The 19,433-nt window shown below is 74.0% G+C and carries 13 protein-coding genes; 11 read left to right on the top strand and 2 right to left on the bottom strand.

Going from position 1 to position 19,433, the window contains the following annotated elements; translation table 11 throughout:
* The 11 genes from ACSNOC_RS11030 to ACSNOC_RS10980 form a co-directional block, all read left to right on the top strand.
* A partial coding sequence (locus ACSNOC_RS11030; protein WP_436747158.1) for an alpha/beta fold hydrolase occupies nt 1-2,410 on the top strand: 2,410 nt, incomplete at its 5' end.
* On the top strand, nt 2,392-3,405 hold the full coding sequence (locus ACSNOC_RS11025; protein WP_436747157.1) for a 3-oxoacyl-ACP synthase III family protein: 1,014 nt from the start codon (nt 2,392-2,394) through the stop codon (nt 3,403-3,405). The genes ACSNOC_RS11030 and ACSNOC_RS11025, both read left to right, overlap by 19 nt.
* Entirely contained in the window at nt 3,402-4,820 is a 1,419-nt protein-coding gene (locus tag ACSNOC_RS11020) for an NAD(P)/FAD-dependent oxidoreductase (RefSeq protein WP_436747156.1), read from the top strand. Before ACSNOC_RS11025 ends, ACSNOC_RS11020 begins: the two co-directional genes overlap by 4 nt.
* A complete protein-coding gene (locus ACSNOC_RS11015; protein WP_436747155.1) occupies nt 4,817-5,842 on the top strand; it encodes an AfsA-related hotdog domain-containing protein in 1,026 nt (341 codons plus the stop codon). The genes ACSNOC_RS11020 and ACSNOC_RS11015 overlap by 4 nt, the downstream gene beginning before the upstream one ends.
* Nucleotides 5,843-5,859: 17 nt before the next feature.
* Nucleotides 5,860-7,194, top strand: a complete 1,335-nt coding sequence (locus tag ACSNOC_RS11010) for a protoporphyrinogen/coproporphyrinogen oxidase (RefSeq protein ID WP_436747154.1) — start codon at nt 5,860-5,862, stop codon at nt 7,192-7,194.
* On the top strand, nt 7,191-7,991 hold the full coding sequence (locus ACSNOC_RS11005) for an SDR family NAD(P)-dependent oxidoreductase (RefSeq protein WP_436747153.1): 801 nt from the start codon (nt 7,191-7,193) through the stop codon (nt 7,989-7,991). The genes ACSNOC_RS11010 and ACSNOC_RS11005 overlap by 4 nt, the downstream gene beginning before the upstream one ends.
* A complete protein-coding gene (locus ACSNOC_RS11000) occupies nt 7,981-8,991 on the top strand; it encodes an acyl-CoA desaturase (protein ID WP_436747152.1) in 1,011 nt (336 codons plus the stop codon). Before ACSNOC_RS11005 ends, ACSNOC_RS11000 begins: the two co-directional genes overlap by 11 nt.
* Nucleotides 8,992-9,034: 43 nt before the next feature.
* On the top strand, nt 9,035-10,672 hold the full coding sequence (locus tag ACSNOC_RS10995) for an AMP-binding protein (RefSeq protein WP_436747151.1): 1,638 nt from the start codon (nt 9,035-9,037) through the stop codon (nt 10,670-10,672).
* Between the two features lie 14 nt (nt 10,673-10,686).
* Nucleotides 10,687-11,703, top strand: coding sequence for a beta-ketoacyl-ACP synthase III (locus ACSNOC_RS10990; protein WP_436747150.1), 1,017 nt, complete (start codon nt 10,687-10,689; stop codon nt 11,701-11,703).
* 109 nt (nt 11,704-11,812) lie between these two features.
* Nucleotides 11,813-13,576 carry an ABC transporter ATP-binding protein gene (locus ACSNOC_RS10985; RefSeq protein ID WP_436747159.1) on the top strand — a complete coding sequence of 588 codons (1,764 nt, stop codon included), beginning with the start codon at nt 11,813-11,815 and terminating at the stop codon, nt 13,574-13,576.
* A 101-nt stretch (nt 13,577-13,677) separates the two neighbouring features.
* A complete protein-coding gene (locus tag ACSNOC_RS10980) occupies nt 13,678-14,019 on the top strand; it encodes a MerR family DNA-binding protein (protein ID WP_436747149.1) in 342 nt (113 codons plus the stop codon).
* Nucleotides 14,020-14,021: 2 nt separating this feature from the next.
* On the opposite strand, the gene ACSNOC_RS10975 is transcribed toward ACSNOC_RS10980, so the two are convergent.
* Both ACSNOC_RS10975 and ACSNOC_RS10970 read right to left on the bottom strand, forming a co-directional pair.
* Complete coding sequence (locus ACSNOC_RS10975; RefSeq protein WP_436747148.1) at nt 14,022-14,711, bottom strand: hypothetical protein; 690 nt, start codon at nt 14,709-14,711, stop codon at nt 14,022-14,024.
* A gap of 14 nt (nt 14,712-14,725) precedes the next feature.
* On the bottom strand, nt 14,726-19,303 hold the full coding sequence (locus ACSNOC_RS10970; RefSeq protein ID WP_436747147.1) for an FtsK/SpoIIIE domain-containing protein: 4,578 nt from the start codon (nt 19,301-19,303) through the stop codon (nt 14,726-14,728).
* Between the last annotated feature and the right edge of the window lie 130 nt (nt 19,304-19,433).

The raw sequence follows: 19,433 nt of genomic DNA, 5'->3' as shown, positions 1-19,433 counted from the left end.
CACCACCCCCACCGAACTCCTCACCGCACTCGACGCACTGGCGCGCGGCGAACTCCCGCACGGCGCCGCCACCGGCCACGCCACCGGCGGCCGGACCGCGTTCCTCTTCCCGGGCCAGGGTTCGCAGCGTCCCGGGATGGGCCACGAACTCGCCGCCGCCCACCCGCGCTTCGCGGAGGCGCTGGACGAGATCTGCGCCCATCTGGATCCGGCTCTCGAACGGCCTCTGCGCGACGTGATGTTCGCCGCCGAGGGCACGCCGGAGGCGGCGCTGCTGGACCGGACCGGCTTCGCCCAGCCCGCGTTGTTCGCGATCGAGGTCGCCCTGTTCCGGCTGCTGGCGTCCTGGGGGTTCCGGCCGGACGTGCTGCTGGGCCACTCGGTCGGGGAGATCGCCGCCGCGCACGTCGCGGGCGCCCTCTCCCTGCCGGACGCCGCCGCGCTGGTCGCGGCGCGCGGCGGGCTGATGCAGGCGCTGCCGCCCGGTGGCGGGATGCTCGCCGTCGAGGCGACCGAGGAGGAGATGCGCGCGGCCCTGGCCGACGCCGACGACGAGTTGGGCATCGCCGCCGTCAACGGCCCCCGCGCGGTGGTCGTCTCCGGTCCGCTCGACGCGCTGACCGGCTTCGAGCCGCTGTGGCGCGCACGGGGCCGGCGCACCCGGCGGCTGCGCGTCAGCCACGCCTTCCACTCCCCCCGCCTGCTGGGCCCGATGCTCCCCGGCCTCGCCGCCGTCGCCCGTGAACTGACGCCGGGGCAGCTCCGGATCCCGGTCGTCTCCAACCTCACCGGCCGGCCGCTGGACGCGCACACCCTCGCCTCGCCCGACTACTGGGTACGCCACGCCGAGCAGCCGGTCCGCTTCCTCGACGGCGTGCGGGCGCTGGAGGCCATGGGCGTCACGGCCTTCGCGGAGATCGGCCCCGGCGGCGTCCTCACCGCCATGGCCCGCGACTGCCTCGCCGCGCCCTCGGCGGCCCTGCTGACGCCGACGCTCGACGCCCACCGCCCCGAACCGCGCGCGCTGCTCGGCGCGCTGGCCGAGCTGCACACGCGCGGCGCGGCCGGTGACCTCGCCGGGCTCTCCGACCCGGCCGCCGCGCGCCGCGTCACGCTCCCCACCTACGCCTTCCGGCGGCGCCGCTTCTGGCTCGACGCCGCGCCCCCGCCCGCGACGGCCGCGCGCACCGCCGCGGCACCCGAAGCCCCCGCAGCACCCGAAGCCCTCCAGGCACCCGTGGCCGCCGAAGCACCCGGCACCGAAGAACCCGCCGACGCGCCCCGCGACATGCTCGGCCTGGTCACCGCCGAGGCAGCCGCGATCCTCGGCTACGACCCCGGCGAGGCCGTCGACCCCGACCGCACCCTGCTGGAGCTGGGCATCGACTCCATGGGCGCGGTCAGGCTCCAGCAGCGGCTGACCGCCCGCACCGGCCTCGACCTGCCGCCCACCCTCCTGGTCGACCACCCCACCCCCGCCGCGCTCGCCGCCCATCTGCGCACCCTCCTCGGCCAGGAGGCGCCCGGGGAGCCGACGGCGCCGCACCCCCGGCCGGCGGGCGGCGGCGGCACGTTCACCGAGCTGCTGCGCGCCGCCCACGCGCGCGGCGAACTCGCCGGTGCCCTCCCGCTGCTGACCGCCGCCGCGGCGTACCGCCCGGCGTTCACCGACCCGGCCCAGCTGCCGGAGCCGCCCGCCGCCGTCCTGGTCTCCGACGGACCGGCCGCGCCCGCCGTCGTCTGCGTGCCGTCGTTCCTCGCCGGCTCGGGCCCGCACCAATTCGCCCGCCTCGCCGCCGCGTTCGAACCCAGGCTCCGCATGTCCGCGCTGACCCTGCCCGGTTACGGCGGCCCCGGCGGCCCACCGCCGCCCGCGACCTGGCGGGCCGCGATCGACGCGCTCGCCGCCGGGGCCCTGGCCGCCGCCGAGGGCCAACCCCTCCTGCTCGCGGGCCACTCCATCGGCGGCGTCCTCGCCCACGCCGTCGCCGCCACGCTGGAGCGCGCCGGGCACCGGGTCGCCGGGGTCGTGCTGATCGACACCTACGAGCCCGATCCCGCGCAGCGCGCCGAGGTGTTCGGGTGGGCGATGGGCCACATCCTGGCCCGCGACCACGCCTACATCGACGTCAACGACGACAACGTCCTCGCCATGGGCGGCTATCTGCGGCTGTTCGACGGGCGGGCCACGGGCGCGGACGGGCGGCTCGACGCCCCGGCGCTGCTGCTGGCCGCCGCCCGCCGCCCGGACGCCCCCGGCGCCGGGCGATGGACCCTGTGGCGCGCGGCGGACACGGTCGAGTCCGTGCCGGGCGACCACTTCTCGCTCCTGGAGGACGACGCGGCGCCGACGGCGCGCACGGTCGAGGACTGGCTTCGAAAGGAAACACCATGCGACCCCTGGGACTGACCGACGTCGGGAGCTACCTGCCCGAGAACGTCGTGGCCCCCGAGTTCTTCCAGGACGAGGACGCCCCGCAGGACCCGCTCGCGTCCCTGCCGCTGTTCAAGGTGCCCGCGACCCGGCGCCACGTCGGCCCCGGCGACTCGGCCGCCGAGATGATCGCCCGGGCCGCCCGCCCGATCTTCGAACGCCTCGGCCGCGAGCCCGCCGGCCAGGTCGACGTGCTGCTCACCAACGTCCTGCTGCCGGACGAGCCGTTCATGGGCGTCGGCGCCCAGGCCGCCCACCGCCTCGGCATCAGCCCCGAGTGGATCGTCGACCTGCACAACGCCGGCTGCGCCTCGTTCATGTACATGGTGTCGCTGGCGCGGAAGATCATGGCGGACGGCTCGGCCCGCACCGCGCTCATCGCCAACGTGCAGAACACGGCGGGCCAGATGTTCGCCCAGCCCGGGGTGCGGAAGAAGCCGCACGCCGCCGTCCCGGGCGACGGCTGCGGCGTCGCCTACCTCGAACTCGGCGGCCCCACCCCGGTGCTGGGCGTGCGGACCCGGTCCGTGCCCGCCTGGTCCGTGGACCTCGGCGTCACCACCCCGGACGGCCGCAAGTACTGGGAGCCGGGTGCGGGCGAGATGGACATCCGGTTCGACGAGACCAGGACGACGGAGATCCTGGAGCGCGGCAACAGCCTCGTTCCCGAACTCGTCACCGAACTCCTCGACGAGCTGGGCGAGTCGCCGTCCGCGATCGACGTCCTGATCACCAACCAGCCGAACCGCGTCTTCCTCAAGAACTGGCGGGAGGAGCTGGGCCTCGACGCCAAGCGGCACCTCGACACGTTCGACACCCTGGGCAACCTCTACGGCGCGGCCGTGCCCGTCACCCTCGACCAGGCGGCCCGCGCCGGGGAGTTGCCCGACGGCGCCCTCGTCGTGATGGCGGGCTTCGCCCACGCCGGGGACTTCGCCGCCGCCGCGGCCGTCCGCTGGAACGCCGCGTGAGCGCCCCCGGAAACGCCGCACACGCCGGAGGCGGCGGAGCCCGGGAGGACTTCGACGTGGTGGTGGTCGGCGCGCGCTGCGCGGGCTCCTCCCTCGGCGCGCTGCTCGCCCGGCGCGGCCTGCGCGTCGCCGTGCTGGACCGGGCGGCCACCATCGGCTTCACCCTGTCCTCCAACATCCTCCAGGCCGACTCCCTCGCGTTCCTCGACCGGCTCGGGCTGACCGGCCGGTTGCGCGCGGCCGGGGTGCGGCCCATGGAGCGCGTCGACATGCGCCTCCAGGACGTCCGCTGCGTGGTCGGCTTCCCGCACCGCGCGGGCGATGTCGGCGGCGCGGCCTGCGTCCGCCGCGAGGTCCTCGACCCGCTGCTGGTGGACGCCGCCCGCGAGGCCGGCGCCGACGTCCGCCTCGGCACCAGGGTCACCGGCCTGCTGCGGGCGACGGACGGCCGCGTCACGGGGGTCGAGGTCGCGGAGCACGGCGGCGGCCGGGCCGTGCTGACGGCCCGGCTGGTGGTCGGCGCGGACGGCCGCGGCTCGGCCGTCGCCCGCCTGGCCGGGTCCCGGCAGTACCACGTCACCCGCAACGAACGGGACTACTACTGGACGTACTTCGAGGGCGCGGACACGGGCGACGTCCCGACGTTCGTCTTCCACCGCTGGGGCGACCGGCACATGCTCGGCGGGCCCGCCGACAACGGCCTCTACATCGTGGGCGTCTCGCCCGAGCGGCACGAACGGGACACGTTCCGCGACGACCTGGAGGGCTCGGTCACCGCGCACGCGATGAGCTGCGAGCCCATCGCCAAGGCCATCGCCAGCGCCCGCCGCGCGACCCGCGTCTACGGCATCCGCCGCTTCTCCGGCTACTTCCGCGAGGCGTCCGGGCCCGGCTGGGTCCTGCTCGGCGACGCCGGGCACTTCAAGGACCCGGCGGGCGGGCGCGGCATCGGGGACTCCTTCCACCAGGCGGAACGGCTCGCGCCCGCCGTCGGGTCGGCGCTCGCCGGGAGCCGTCCCGAGGCCGGACTCGACGCCGCCACGGCCGCGTTCGGCCGCTGGCGGGACCGCACCTACGCCGAGTACTACGGGCTGGCCGCCGACCTGGGCGTGGCCGGGCCGATCGCCGCCGTCGTCCCCGAGGTCGTCCGCCGGCTCCACGCGCGCGGCCGGGCCGATCAGGTGCTGGACCTGCTCAGCCACCGCGTCACCGTTCTCGGCGTCCTCACGCCCGCCCGGGTGCTGGCGGCCACCGGCCGGATGCTGCTGGACGGCAACGCCGCCGGTGGCGGCCGGCGGGCGCTGCTGGCCGAACTCGGCGGCCTCGGCGCCACCGAGATCCGCCGCCGCCGCGCGATGCGCAGGCCCGCCTACGCACCCGTGCCGCCGCACGCAGAAACGGAGTTGAGCGCATGACCACGACACCCGCACACCGGCTGCTGCCGCCCGGCGTCCAGCTGGCGTTCGAGCAGACCGTGCCGCGGGCCCTGGCGCACCGCCGCCAGATCGGTGAGGTGTTCGTCGCGGACTCCGCACAGGTGGGGGCCGACGACTTCTACCTGTCCTTCCAGATCCCCCGCGCGCACAGCCTCTGGTCCGACCGGCACCCCGCGTTCCACGACCCGTTCGCCTCGGCCGAGGCCGCCCGCCAGGCCATCTTCGTGTTCCTGCACCGGCACGTGGGCATCGCGGTCGGGCTGCCGTTCAGTCTCCAGCGGATCAGCTTCCGCGTCGAGGACCCGGACGCCTACCGCGACGACGGCCGCACCGCGCTGGAGGGCCATCTGCACTACCGCGTCGCGGAACGCGCCCACCGCGGCGCGGACGTGACGGGCATGACGCTGCGCGGCGCGATGGAGATCGGCGGCCGGCGCGCGATGACGCTCACCGCCCACCTGGCGTTCATGTCGAAGGCCGACTACGACGTGTTCCGCGCCTTCCAGCGGGCGCGGAAGCCGATCGCCACCGCGCGCCTCACCCCGGCCCGCCGCCTCGTGCCCGAGCTGGTCGGCCGGACCGTCCCGCGCAACGTCGTGATCGGCGTGCCCGAAACGGCCACCGGCGACGGGCCGTTCCTGCTCGCCGCCGACACCACGCACCCCGCGTTCTTCGACCACGACTACGACCACGTGCCCGGCCCGCTGATGGCCGAGGCCATGCGGCAGGCAGCGGTCGCCGCCGCGCACGCCGCCGGGGCCGTGCCCACGCCGCACGCCCTGCCGGTCGGCTGCGAGGCCGCGTTCCTGGACTTCGCGGAGTTCGAGGCGGACCTGGTGTGCGAGGCGAAGGTCGGCCGGGCCGCGGACGGCGACGGACGGCTCCCGGTCGAGGTGGTCCTGCGCCAGTTCGGCGCACCGGTGGTCGAGGGGCGCGTGGACGTGCTTCCCGACCCGCAATCCCCAGCAGCAGCACATGCCTCACAGGCGCCACGAGCGTGAGTAGGGAGAACTGACGGATGCCCATGGACGCAACACGAAATCGGCGGCGCGTCGCCGTGGTCGGGGCCGGGATCTCCGGGCTCACCGCCGCCCTCCGGCTCCACCTCTCCGGCCACGACGTGGAGTTGATCGAGGCGGACGAGACGCTGGGCGGCCGGTTCGGCGTCGGGCGGCTCGGTGACCGGCCGGTGATGACGGGCGGCAAGAACATCGGCCGCCGCTACCGCACGTTCCGCTGGTTCACCTCCGCACTCGGCGTCGACTCCTACGAGTCGTTCGGCTACAACGCCTCCCGCGTCAAGGACGGCCGGGTCCTGACGCTGGACAGCGAGAAGCGCGGCCAGACCCTGCGGAACATCCGCCGCATGGGCTCGGCCCGCGACGTCGCCCGGCTGGCGGCCATGGCGGCCCGCATCCGCATGGACGAGTCCAACCGCTTCCTCGGCTCCCGCTACTTCGGCACGATCTCCCGCCGCCACGACGACGCCCCGCTCGCCGCGTACTTCGGCCGCGAGATGACCGAGTCGCTGATCCGCCCGATGGTGATCCGCAACAACGGCGCCGAGCCCGACGAGGTGTACCCCGGCACGTTCGGCACCAACCTGGCGATGCTGCTCGACCACTACGACCAGCTCGCCGGCGGCATCCAGCCCGCGCTGGACGCGATGGCCCGGCGGGTCACCGTCCGCGCCGGAGCCCGCGCCGAAAGCCTCGTCGTCAACCGCCTCGGCCGCGTCACCGGGCTGCGGATCTCCGAGCGCGGCGCGCCCGCGCAGGTCAGCGAGTACGACGGCGTGGTGCTCGCCACCCCGGCCCACGCCGCCGCCGGGATCGTCGCCGGGGCCCGGCCCACCATGGCCGAACGGCTGCGGCGCGTGCGGTACTTCCCGTCCACGGTGGTCCTGGTCGAGTACGACCGGCCGGTCTTCACCAGCGAGGTCCGGGCGCTGGCCATGGACGACGGCCCGTGCAGCAACGCCGGCTCCTACGGCAAGGAGGAGCGGCACATCGTCCGTTACACCTACAGCGGGCGCGCGGGCCGCCTGACCGACCCCACTCCGGAGCTGATCGACAAACTGACCTCCGAGAGCGAGGACTTGCTCGTCACGTACCTCGGGGCGCCGCGTGCCACCCGCCTCAACATCCTGGTCAAGCACTGGCCCGCCGCCTACAGCGGCTATCTGCCCCACCACCCGGCCTTCCTGCGCGAACTGCGCGCCGACGTCGAGACGCTGCCGGGTCTGGAGCTGGCCGGTGACTACATCCAGGGCGTCTCCATCGAGGGGTGCGCCCGCACCGGCAGCGCGGCGGCGAGCCGCCTCGCCGCCCGGCTCGCCGGGGCCCCGGCATGAGCTGGGCGGTCGTCACCGGCGCCTCCTCCGGCATCGGGGAGTGGCTGGCCCGCGGCCTGGCCCGGCGCGGCCACAGCCTGTGGCTGGTGGCCCGCACCACCGACGCGCTGGACCGCCTCGCCAAGGAGCTGACCCGCGACCACCCGGGCGTCGAGGTCCGGGTCCGCCCCTGCGACCTCGCGGACCCGGTCGCCCGCCGCGAACTGGCCGGGGAGCTGGCCGGGTTCCCGGTCGAGGTGCTGTGCGCCAACGCGGGCTTCCCGACCTGCGGCGCGCTCACCGAGAACGACCCGGCCCGCGAACTGGCCGAGATCCAGGTCAATGTGGTGGCCCTGCACCACCTGACGCTCGCCGTGCTGCCCGGCATGCTGGCCCGCCGCTCCGGCCGCGTCCTGGTCACCGGCTCGACGGCCGGGCTCCAGCCCGTCCCCACCGCCGCCACCTACGCCGCCACCAAGGCGTTCGCCAACACCTTCGCCGAGTCGCTCCACGCCGAGCTGCGCGGCACCGGCGTCACCTGCACGCTGCTGTCGCCGGGCCCGGTGCGCACCAACTTCTACGAGACCGGCGGGATTCCGCGCCTCACCGAACAGCGGATCCTCGCCTGGCTGACGCCCCGGCGCGTCGCCGAAGCCGGACTGGACGCCATGGCGCGCGGACGCCGCGTCGTCGTGCCCGGTCCGGTCGCCAGAGTCCAGGCATTCGCCGGACGCAACACCCCGCGGGCGCTGCTCTTCCCTCTGCTGCGCACCGCGTTCCTGCCCCGTCTCAGAAAAGCGAGGAGCAATGGACGGTAGAAAGCACCGCTGGTTCATCCTGGGCGCGTCGGTGATACCGCTGATCGCGGTCTTCGGCGCCATGATCCTGCTGTGGAACTCGGTGTTCGGCTGGTCCGACATCGTGGTCCTGGTCATCATGTACGCCATCTCCGGCTTCGGCATCTCCACCGGCTACCACCGGATGCTGACCCACCGGTCGTTCGAGACGTACAAGCCGATCCGTGTCGCGCTCGCCACGGCGGGCGTCACGGCCGGTCAGGGCCCGCCCATCATCTGGGCCGCCCACCACCGCAAGCACCACCGCGTCGCCGACAAGGAAGGCGACCCGCACAGCCCGCACCTGGACTTCGAGCCCGGCTTCAAGGGCACGATGGCCGGTCTGTGGCACGCGCACCTCGGCTGGCTGTTCGACACCAAGCTCACCTCGGACCCGATCCGCTACTGCCCCGACCTGGTGCGCGAGAAGTCGATGCGCTGGCTGAGCGAGAACCTGCTGCTCGTCACCGCCGCCAGCGTGGTCTTCCCCGGCCTCCTCGCCTTCGCCATCACCGGCGGCGACTGGAAGGCGGGCCTCACCGGCATGCTGTGGGGCGGCCTGGTCCGCATCTTCCTGATCAACCACATGACCTACGCGGTGAACTCGATCGGCCACGTCTTCGGCCGCCGCCGCTTCTCCACCACCGACGAGTCGCGGAACGTCGCCTGGCTGGCCATCCCGTCGTTCGGCGAGGCCTGGCACAACAACCACCACGCGTTCCCGCGTTCGGCCCGGCACGGCATGAAGTGGTACGAGATCGACCTGAGCGCCATCCTCATCTGGTCCATGGAGAAGACCGGCCTGGCCTGGAAGGTCATCCGCATCGACCCCGAGCGCCTGACCATGCGCGAGGCCAACGTCAGCCGTGTCACCGGCTCTTCGCTCGACCGGCAGGAACTGCTCGCGAGCCAGCAGACGCTGGCCCCGATGGCGGAGCGGTCCAGGGAGAACGCCACCGCCTCCGTCGTCGACGTCGAGTAGTCCCCGCCGCCCGGGCACTTCTTCAGAAAACGGGGAAACCTCCATGCAGTTGTGGAACGCACTGACCAACGGCTCCTCGCACGGCACGCTGCACGTCTGGGCCGGCGAGGACTTCGAGCACACCCCCTGGCGGGACGTGGCCGCCGACGCCCACGGCATGGCCGCCGCCCTGCGCACCGCCGGGGTGCGCCCCGGCACGCGGGTGGCGACCATCCTGACCAACACGCCCGCCACCGTCCGCGGGCTCCTCGCCATCTGGCTGGCCGGCGGCGCGGTCGCGTCGCTGCCGCTGCCCACGCGCGGCCAGAGCACCGAGGAGTACGGGCGCCAGCTGACGGCGCTCTGCGCCCGCCTCGACCCGGCGCTGCTCCTCGTGGACGACTGGATCGCCCCGATGATCCCCGAGGAGCTGGCCCGCGAACTGCCCGTCCGCCCCTGGACGCCGGACGGCCTGCCCGCCCCCTCCGGCCCGTTCGAGCCGAGCCCGCCCGGCCCGGACGACCTGGCGTTCATCCAGTACTCCTCCGGCAGCACCAGCACGCCCAAGGGCTGCGCGCTCACCACGCGGTCCGTCGAGGAGCAGATGCGGATCATCCTGCACCTGACGGGAGGGCGGCCCGGCAACGACACCGTCACCTCCTGGCTGCCCCTCTCGCACGACATGGGCATGTTCGGCTGCCTGCTCTACGCCTGGTCCTACGACTTCGACTTCGTCCTTTCCACACCGGACCGCTTCGGCATGGCGCCCCGCACGTGGTTCCGGGACATGTCCGAGTACGGCTCGACGATGACCGCGGGCACCAGCACCGCCGTGTACCTCGCGGCACGCGCCCAGGGCCGGGCCGAACTCCCGCGCGGCCTCGCCTCGTTGCGGGCCGCCGTGATCGGTGCCGAGCGCGTCGACTGGGACACGCTGGCCGCGGCGACCGAGAAGTTCCGCCCCTACGGCCTGTCGGACACGGCGTTCCAGCCGGCGTACGGCATGGCCGAGGCGACGCTCGCGGTCACCGGCAAGCCGTGGGCGCAGGCCCCGCGTTCGGCGGTATTCGACGGCTCGGCGCTGGTCGACGGCACGGTGACCGAGGTGGACCCGGCCCACCCGCGCGCCACCCGCCTGGTGTCCAACGGCCTGGCGCTGCCCGGCGTCTCGGTCGACACCGGCACCCCGGGCACGGTGGCCGAGATCGTCGTCGGCTCCCCCAGCCTCGCCCGCGGCTACTACGGGGACCCCGAACGCACAGCCGCCCGCTTCCCGGACGGGCGGCTGCGCACCGGGGACCTCGGCTTCACGCACGACGGCGAACTGTACGTGGTGGGCCGGGCGGACGACATGCTGTCGATCGGCGGCCGGAAGATCTACGCCTCCGAGATCGAGTCGGCCGTCGACACCCACGCCCAGGTCCGCAAGGGCTGCGTGGCCGTGGTGGACGCCGGCACCGCCGGGCTGCCCCGGCTCGTCCTGATGCTCGAACCCCAGGGCAGGCCGCGGGACTTCCGGCCCATCGCCGACCACGCCGCGGCGGTGGCGCTGGAGAAGTCCGGGGTCGCGCTGTCCGAGTGCCTGTTCCTGCCGCGCGGGGTGCTGCCGAAGACCCCGAGCGGGAAGATCCAGCGGTTCCGCTGCCGCGCGCTGCTGGACGAGGGCCGGTTCGACCCGCTGGCCCGCGTCACGTTCGCCTGAGGAGGCACCGTCACATGAAGGCGCGGATCACCCCCGCCCCCGGCCCGGCGGCGGCCGGCGCCCCGCACGCCCGCATCCTCGGCGTGGGCGGCTACCGCCCGCGCCGGGTGGTGACCAACGACGAGGTGTGTGCACGGATCGACTCCACCGACGAGTGGATCCGCACCCGCACCGGCATCGTCACCCGGGCGTGGGCGGGGCCCGACGAGACCCTCGCCGACATGGGCGTGGCCGCCTCGGGCAAGGCCCTGGCGGCGGCGGGGATCACGGCGGACGCCCTGGACTGCGTCATCGTGGCCACGTTCACCCACCTGAAGCAGACCCCGGCCGTCGCCACCGGGATCGCCCACCGGCTCGGCGCCCACGCCGCCGCCGCGTTCGACATCTCGGCCGGCTGCGCCGGGTTCGTGCACGCGCTCGCCCTGGCCGCGGACACCGTCCGCGGCCGGGGCGGGCACGTCCTGGTCATCGGCGCGGAACGGATGTCGGACCTGCTCGACCTCGACGACCGTTCCACGGCCGTCATCTTCGGCGACGGCGCGGGCGCGGCCGTCGTCGGCCCGTCCCCGACTCCCGCCATCGGCCCGGTGATCTGGGGCGCGGACGGCTCCCAGTCGGACGCGGTCACCCAGACCGTGCCGTGGGACGCCCTGCGCCTGGACCGCGACCAGCGCTGGCCCGCCCTCACGCAGAAGGGTCAACAGGTCTTCCGCTGGGCCGTGTACGAGGTGTCCAAGGTCGCGCGCCGGGCGCTGGACGCGGCCGGTGTCGCCGTGGACGACCTCGACGTGTTCATCCCGCACCAGGCCAACGTCCGCATCATCGACGCGATGGCGCGGAACCTCGGCCTGCCGGAGCGCACGGTCGTCGCCCGCGACGTCAGCACCGCGGGCAACACCTCGGGCGCCTCCATCCCGCTGGCGATGGACGCGCTGATGGCCACCAACGACGTCGGCCCCGGCGACCTGGCGCTCCTCATCGGCTTCGGGGCGGGCCTGTCGTACGCCGCCACCGTCGTGGCGCTGCCGTGACGCCGCCGCCCGCCCCCGGCGCGAGGAGGCGCCAACGGGCGGCGGGCGCGGCCGTCTTGCGCCCTGGAGCGAAGATCGTCCCCGCGGTTACGCTGGCGAGATGGCCGACATGACAAGCACCGCGGCGCCGCCCGGCGGCGACCCGCCCCCCTGGCGGGTCCTGCTCGGGTATGTCCGGCCGCACCGCGGCGCGATGCTCCTGGGGGCGCTCCTCTCGCTCGCCACCGGCGCCACCGGGCTCGCACTGCCGCTGGTGGCCCAGGAGTTGATCCAGAGCCTGTCCGAGGACCGTTCCATATCGGGCGCGTTGCTCCTCATGTCCCTGCTCGTCGCGGGGAACGCGGGGATCGGCGCGCTCGGCGCGTATGTCCTCCAGCGCACCGCCGAGTCGGTGGTGCTGACCGCCCGCCGCACCCTGACGTCGTACCTGCTGCGGCTGCGGATCTCCGCAGTGGACGCCACCGAGCCCGGCGACCTGCTGTCCCGCGCCACGTCCGACACCACCCTGCTGCGCGCGATGACCACCGAGTCGCTGATCGGGTTCTCCACCGGCGGGCTCACGCTGCTGGGCACCCTGGTGATGATGGGCACCGTGGACCTGGTGCTGCTGGGCGTCACGCTCGGCGTCATCGCCCTCGCGGCCACCGTCATGGGCATCATCGTGCCGCTCATCCACAAGGCCAGCAAACGCGCCCAGGAGTCCATCGGGCAGATGGGCGCCGCGCTGGAGCGGGTGATCGGCGCGCTCCGCACGGTCAAGGCGTCCGGCGCCGAGGACCGCGAGCGGCGGACCGTGCACGCCGCCGCCGAGGAGTCCTGGCGGCAGAGCGTCCAGGCCGCCAAGTGGCAGGCCATCGCGGGGAACACCGCCGGGCTGTCGATGCAGGTCGCGTTCATCACCGTGCTCGCGGTCGGCGGCGCCCGGGTCGCCACCGGCGCCATCGGCATCGGCGCGCTCGTCGCGTTCCTGCTGTACGTCTTCTACTTGATGTCGCCCATCCAGCAAGTGGTCAGCGCCATCACGCAGTACCAGATCGGCGCCGCGGCCATCGGCCGCATCCAGGAGGTGCGGCGGCTGCCCAGCGAGCCCGCCGTCGTCCCCGCCCCGCTCCCGGCGCCCGGCGCGCGCCCCGCGACCGTCACGTTCGACAACGTCCGCTTCCGCTACGGGCCCGACCTGCCGTACGTGCACCACGGGGTGAGCTTCACGATCCCGGCGCGCGGCATGACCGCGTTCGTCGGCCCGTCCGGCGCGGGCAAGACCACCGTCTTCTCGCTCGTCGAAAGGTTCTACGACGCCACCGACGGGCGGGTACTGCTCGACGGAAAGGACGTCCTCGACTGGGACTTCGCCGAGCTCCGCGCCGCCATCGGCTACGTGGAGCAGGACGCGCCCGTGCTGTCCGGCTCACTGCGGGAGAACCTGCTGTTCGGCGCGCCCGGCGCGGACGACGACGCGGTGCGCGACGTGCTGCGCACCACGCGACTGGAGAGCCTGGTGGCCCGGCTGCCGGACGGCCTCGACACGCTCGTCGGCCACCGCGGCACCAAGCTGTCCGGCGGCGAGCGGCAGCGGGTCGCGATCGCCCGCGCCCTGCTGCGCCGCCCCCGGCTGCTGCTGCTGGACGAGGCGACGTCGCAGCTCGACGCGGTCAACGAGGCGGCGCTGCGCGAGACGGTGGCCGAGGCGGCGCGCGAGACGACGGTGCTGGTGGTGGCCCACCGGCTGTCCACGGTCACCACGGCCGACCGGATCGTGGTGATGGACGCGGGCCGCGTCCAGGCGGTGGGCACACACGCCGAGTTGGTCGCGGCCAACGCGCTGTACGCCGAGCTGGCCGCCACGCAGTTCCTGGCCGCGAGCGTGGAGTGAGGCGCGCCACGGGACCGGAGGGGCGAAGCGCTCTTCCTCCGTAGCCCCGTCCGTCACATGCTGGTTACATGCGTATTGGCACGCTTGCTCACGCCGCCGGCGTGACGACGAAGACGGTCAGGTTCTACGAACAGGCCGGCCTGCTGCCAGAGCCGCCGCGCACCCCGTCCGGATACCGGGACTATCCGCCGGAGTTCGCGGACCGGCTGGTGTTCATCCGGGGCGCCCAGGCCGCCGGACTGACTCTCGCCGAGATCCGCGACGTCCTCGCCGTCGGCGACAGCGGCCAGACCCCCCACGGCCCGGCGGCCGAGCTGATCGCGACCCGGCTCCGCGCCGTCGAGTCCCGGCTGGCCGACCTGGTCCGCACCCGCGACACCCTCCGCGCCCTCGCCCGCCCCGCGGAGACACCGGAACTGCCGGAAGGCGACCGCGTGACCTAGGCCTACCGGACCGTGCCGGGCGCGGACTCCGGCCCGCCGTCCGGGCGCAGCACCGGCACCCCGGCCGCCCGCGCGGTCTCCACCAGCGCGTGCGACACGTCGGGCCGCAGCGCCAGGAACGCCGTGGTGTACAGGCACGCGCGCACCGTCCGCTCCCGCCCCAGCAGGCCGCGCGCGGTGAACTCGCAGGCGATGTCCGGCCCGTCCGCCGCCGGCCGCTCGCCGGACGACCCGGCCGCCGCGCGCTCCCGGAGCTTCGCCACGAGCGTCTTCAGCCCGTCCGCGCCCTTGCCCAGCGCCCACTTGCGGCCCGGCACGGGCGGCAGCAGCCCCCGCAGCCGCTCGCTCTCGGCGTCGATGGAGTGCGCGGCCACGGCCGTGAACCCGTGGTGCAGGCGGACGTTGACGATCTTCTCCCAGGGAACGTCGTCCTCGCCGTCGAACCCCAGCTCCCCGGGCCCGATCCGGACCGAGCCCAGCGCGTCGAGCGCGCCCAGCGGCCTGGCCAGCGGACCGGGCACGCGCGGATGACGGGCGATCAGCGCGCCCACGCCGAACTCCCAGGGCTCGCCCACCGGTACGGCCACCGGCCCGGGGTAGGACGTCATCCGCTCCACCATCCACGCGCCCGAAGCGGCGGCGGCGGACCGGGCCGAAGCGCCCAGTCCGCCGATCCGTCTGCCGATCTCCACGCCACGGCCCCCGGTTACGGGGCGGGCGTCGTCACGGTGAACGGCACGCCGTCGCCCAGGTGCAGGATCGCCCGGCCCGGCGTCGGCTGCTCACTGGCCGCGCTGCGCGGCAGCTTGGCGCCGATCAGCTCGCCGTAGCGGTGGCTCGACGGCGACAGCAGCACGCCCCGGCGGCACTTCTTCGCGTCGACCTGCCAGCCGGAGAACCCGCCGCAGATGTCGCCCTCGTCACCGGCCAGCACCAGGTACCGGCCCAGCTCGGAGCCCTGCGTGATGATGTTCTTCAGCTCGTCGCCGCCGTCCGCGCGCCGCAGGTCCTCACCGTCGTCCACCAGGAAGACGATCGGCCGGTCCGGCGACGACGTGCTCACCGCCTCCCGCACCTCGGCCTCCGAGATGTCGTCCCCGGTGAACACCTGGATGACGCCCTCCTGCCCGGCCAGGTCGCGCAGCGGCGACGGCCGGGGCGCGGCGACGACCAGCCGGACACCCTGCCGCAGATACGACTTGGCGAGCATCAGCAGCACCGTGGACCGGCCCGACTTCGCCGGCCCGGCGATGATGAACGCCGGGGTGCCCTGCGCCAGGTCGGGGCCGTAGCCCATCAGCTCGTCGCCGCCGACGCCGACCAGGCCCCACAGCCGGGACTCCGACGCCTCCGGGTCGCGCATCTCCCAGGCGTCCGCGAACGTCAGGCGGCTCGGCAGCACATCCACCCGGAACGGCCGCTTGGCGCGCGGCACGGCCGCGTCCCGCTGGGTAGCCCAGTCCCCGATGGCCGTCAGCGCCGCCGCCTGCGCCTGGCCGGACAACTCCTCGGCCAGCACTGCTACCTGAATCTCCGTCAGGGCCTGGTTGCGGAACATCCGGCCGTCCGGGATCTCCTCCGGCACCTTGCGGGCGGGCATCCCGATGTTGGAGTAGTCGGCGCGGTCGGACAGGCGCAGCGTGTACCGCTCCTCCGTCAGGGCGCTGATGCGGCCCGACAGCACGGTCCGGTCACCGGTGATGACGAGGTGGATGCCGACGCTCGCGCCCTCGCGGAGGATCACGAACAGCTCGTCCGTCAGCGCCCCGTGGTCGATCTCGCCCAGGGTGCTGACCCAGCCCTCCCAGCGGTCGAGCAGCACCACGATGTGCGGCAGCCGCTTGTCCGGCTCGGCCGCCGCGCGCTGCTCCCCGATGTCGGCCAGCGCGTCCTGCGCCAGGATCTCCTGGCGGCGGTCGACCTCCGAACGCAGCCGCTTGATGAGGCGGCGCACGCGCTCGGTCTGGTTGCGGGAGACGACCGCGCCGCAGTTCGGCAGCTTCGTCAGGGCGTTGAGCGCGCCGTTGCCGCAGTCGATGCCGTAGAGGTGGACGTCGGCGGTGGAGTGGATCCACGCCAGCGAGCCGGCGATGGTCCGCAGCAGCTGCGAGCGTCCGCTGCGCGGCGCGCCGCCGACGATCATGTGGCCGAAGACCTTGAAGTCGATGGCGACCGACCGCCGCGCCTGCTGCTCCGGCAGGTCCTCCACACCGTACGGCGCGGCGGGCAACGGACCGGCCGGGACCGGGTGTTCGAGGTCGCGCAGCAGCACCTTGTCGCCGAGCGCGGGCAGCCACGGGCTGTGCTGCTTGGCGAAGCCGAGCTGCCGGTCGGCCTCGATGACGGCGTCCACCAGCACCTTGAGGTCGGTGATCTCCTCCTCGGCCGCCTTGGCGCCCGCCGGGCGCTTCAGCCGCGCCCGGCCCAGGTCGTTCCACTCCAGGCGCCCGGCCCACGGGCGGGCCACCGCCGGGTCGACGGCGCCGGGCCGGCGCCCGCCGACGCGGCCGGACTGGAACGGCACCAGCGACGCGTGGCCCAGCCGCACGTAGGCGCGTCCCGGCGTGGACTTGGCGATGAACCCGGCGTCCGGCGCGTCGATCACGTCCGACGACTCGCTCGCGTCGGTGACGCGCAGCGCGATGCGGAGGTTGGTGTTGGCGCGGATCTCCGGGGACACCACGCCGCTCGGCCGCTGGGTGGCCAGCAGCAGGTGGATGCCGAGGGACCGGCCGCGCTGCGCGATGTTGACCAGACCCTTCACGAAGTCCGGCAGTTCACGGACCATCGACGCGAACTCGTCGATGACGATGAGCAGGCGCGGCATCGGGACCAGCTGCCCCGGCGAGCGGCGCATCAAATCCTGGTAGTCCTCGATGTCCTTGGCGCCGACCCCGGCGAGGATGTGCTCGCGGCGGGTCAGCTCGGCGCCGAGGGAGGCCAGGGCGCGTTCCACCAGGTGGTTGTCGAGGTCGGTGACCATGCCGACGGTGTGCGGCAGTTGGACACAGTCCTTGAACGCGGAGCCGCCCTTGTAGTCGACCAGGACGAACGTCATGTTCTCCGGGGTGTTGGCCACCGCCAGCGACGCGACGATCGTCTGGAGCAGCTCGGACTTGCCGGAGCCGGTGGTGCCCGCGATCAGGCCGTGCGGGCCGTCGCGGCGGATGTCGATGGCGAACGCGCCGTCGTACGACTCACCGATGACCGCCTCGGTCGACTGGCCGCCCAGCCGCCAGCGGGCCGCGATCGCGCCCGCCGTCGGCGGCTCCATCTCGATGACGTCGAGGAGCCGGCTGGACGACGGCAGCGCCGCGTCCTCGGACTCGCCGCTGATGTCGCGGATCGGGGCGAGCGAACGGGCCAGCAGCTCGCACCACTCGGGCAGCACCCAGTCCGGCCGCACGCCCCGGATGCGCCAGGCGCCGGTCTGCTCCACGCGCAGCCGGTCCGCGACCTGCGCCGGCGCCGGGCCGGTGAACTGGCCCGGTCCGGGCGGGCCCCCGGGCACGGCGAGGAAGGTGTGGAAGCCGGTCGCGTAGCCGGGCTGCCGGGTGCCGCCCTGCCCGCCCGCGCGGTCCGGGTTGGGCTCGGCGATGACCACGGCCTGGCACTCGCCGGGCAGGAAGCGCTCCTCGTCGTCCAGGCAGAGCGCGAAGATCGAGGCGTCCGGCCCCTCGCGCAGCAGCCGGATCACGCCGGGCAGCGACCGCATCCGGCGCGAGCCGTCGAAGATGACGACGATGTCCGGGTCCTTGAACGTGGTGGTGCCCTGCGAACGGGCCTGCTTCGCGGCCTTCTGCCGGGCGTCGAGCAGCCCGGTCAGCTCCGCGATGCGCGCGCCGATGGTCTCCGCGTCGGTGCCGATCAGCGCGTTGATCTCGTGCTCGGGGGTGGGCCTGGCGTGCGGCAGCCACCGCATCCAGTTCCAGCTGTGCTGTCCCGAACCGTCGGTCAGCAGGAAGAACTGCACGTCGACCGGGCTGTGCAGGACGGCGATCTGGCCGACCGCCCAACGGGCCAGCGCGCGGGCCGAGTCACCGGGCCCGGCGAAACCGATGACGCCGAGCGTGCGGAGCGGCAGCGTGACGGGCGCGTCCGCGATCTTCCAGAACACCTGCCGCTTGTGCTCGTCCTGTTCCGGGTCGGTCAGCACGACCTCGGAGTCGAGCTCGGTGGTGCCGACGCGGAGGAGAAGGTGGTCGTTGTCGGTGCGCCTGCGCTCCCACAGCCGGGTGCGCGGGCCGGTCGCCTGCGCCAGCACGGTCGCCGGGTCGGGCGCGGCGTGCCGCCGGGCGAAGCGCTCCGCGATCAGCGCGTCCCGGGCGTCCTTCTCGATGCGGGCCTTGCGCTCCTCGTACTCCTCGACCTTCTTCGCGTGGGATATGCGCCCGCGCTTCTTGTCCATCATGTAGTTGGACAGCATCATGACCGGGCTCATGAACGCCATCATCAGGAACAGCCAGCGGCCGGTGATGCTGGCCATCGCGACGGCGCCGACGACCGGCAGGATCGCCATCAGCCAGGGCAGCGGGCGCTTCTCGCGCTCGCCGGGCGGTCTGGGCAGGATGAACTTCGTCTGCCGCTCGGGCGGCAGCAGCCGCGGCGGCCGGTTGTAGTCCAGCCCGGCGCCGTCCTCGGACACCTTCAGCGCGGCGTCCGGCGGGAAGTACGGCGTCAGCTCGAACAGGGAGTCACCGATGGCGAGTTGCTTGCCGAGCTTCCAGTCGCCGCGGTCGCCGTCGTTGTGCGTGAACGGTTCGCCGTCGAGCAGCGGCTGCGTCTCGCTGTAGACGGTGACCTTGCAGGTGCCCTCGGCGGCGACGCGCAGCGTCATCGCGTGCTCGGGGAGCGTCGGGTCGTCCACCCGGATGTGGACGTTCTGCCCGCTGCCGATCTCCACGCGCCCCACGCCCATGCGGTGCACGGCACCGGCGGCCGGCCCGCCGACGACGCGCAGCTCCACGATGCCGTTGGGCTCGCCGGGCCAGCAGCCGCTGGGGTTGTGCAGGCTGACGACGCTGCCCTCGCGCAGCGGGGACTGGGCGATCGTGAGGGAGGGGTCGATGTACTCGCCGTCGACGAAGAGGTGCGCGCCGCCTGTGGGTACGGACTCGGTGGGCATGCCCTGCCCGGCCATTGCGGCGGGCTGGCCGAAACGGCTCCCCACCAGCCGCGTGAACTCCGGCGCCAGGTCCCCGACCAGCGTCTCAGGCGCGGCATCGATCACGGTGTCGGCACTGAGACCCCCGACCGGGTCGACGACTGTCAGCGTCAGGCGCACGCTGTTCCTCCCGTTGTGACACAGCAAAGTGCTTCGCTGGACATGACCATAATCGCATCTTGCGCGGGTGTGACAATGGGTGCTGGGAGTTGGTGCAACCGCAACGTGACCACCGGCGTCCTAGGGTCTG

Source organism: Streptomyces sp. URMC 129 (assembly GCF_051386415.1).
GTDB lineage: Bacteria > Actinomycetota > Actinomycetes > Streptomycetales > Streptomycetaceae > Streptomyces.
Note: the sequence above shows the minus strand (reverse complement) of the source record. Positions and strands in the feature narration are given on the sequence as shown.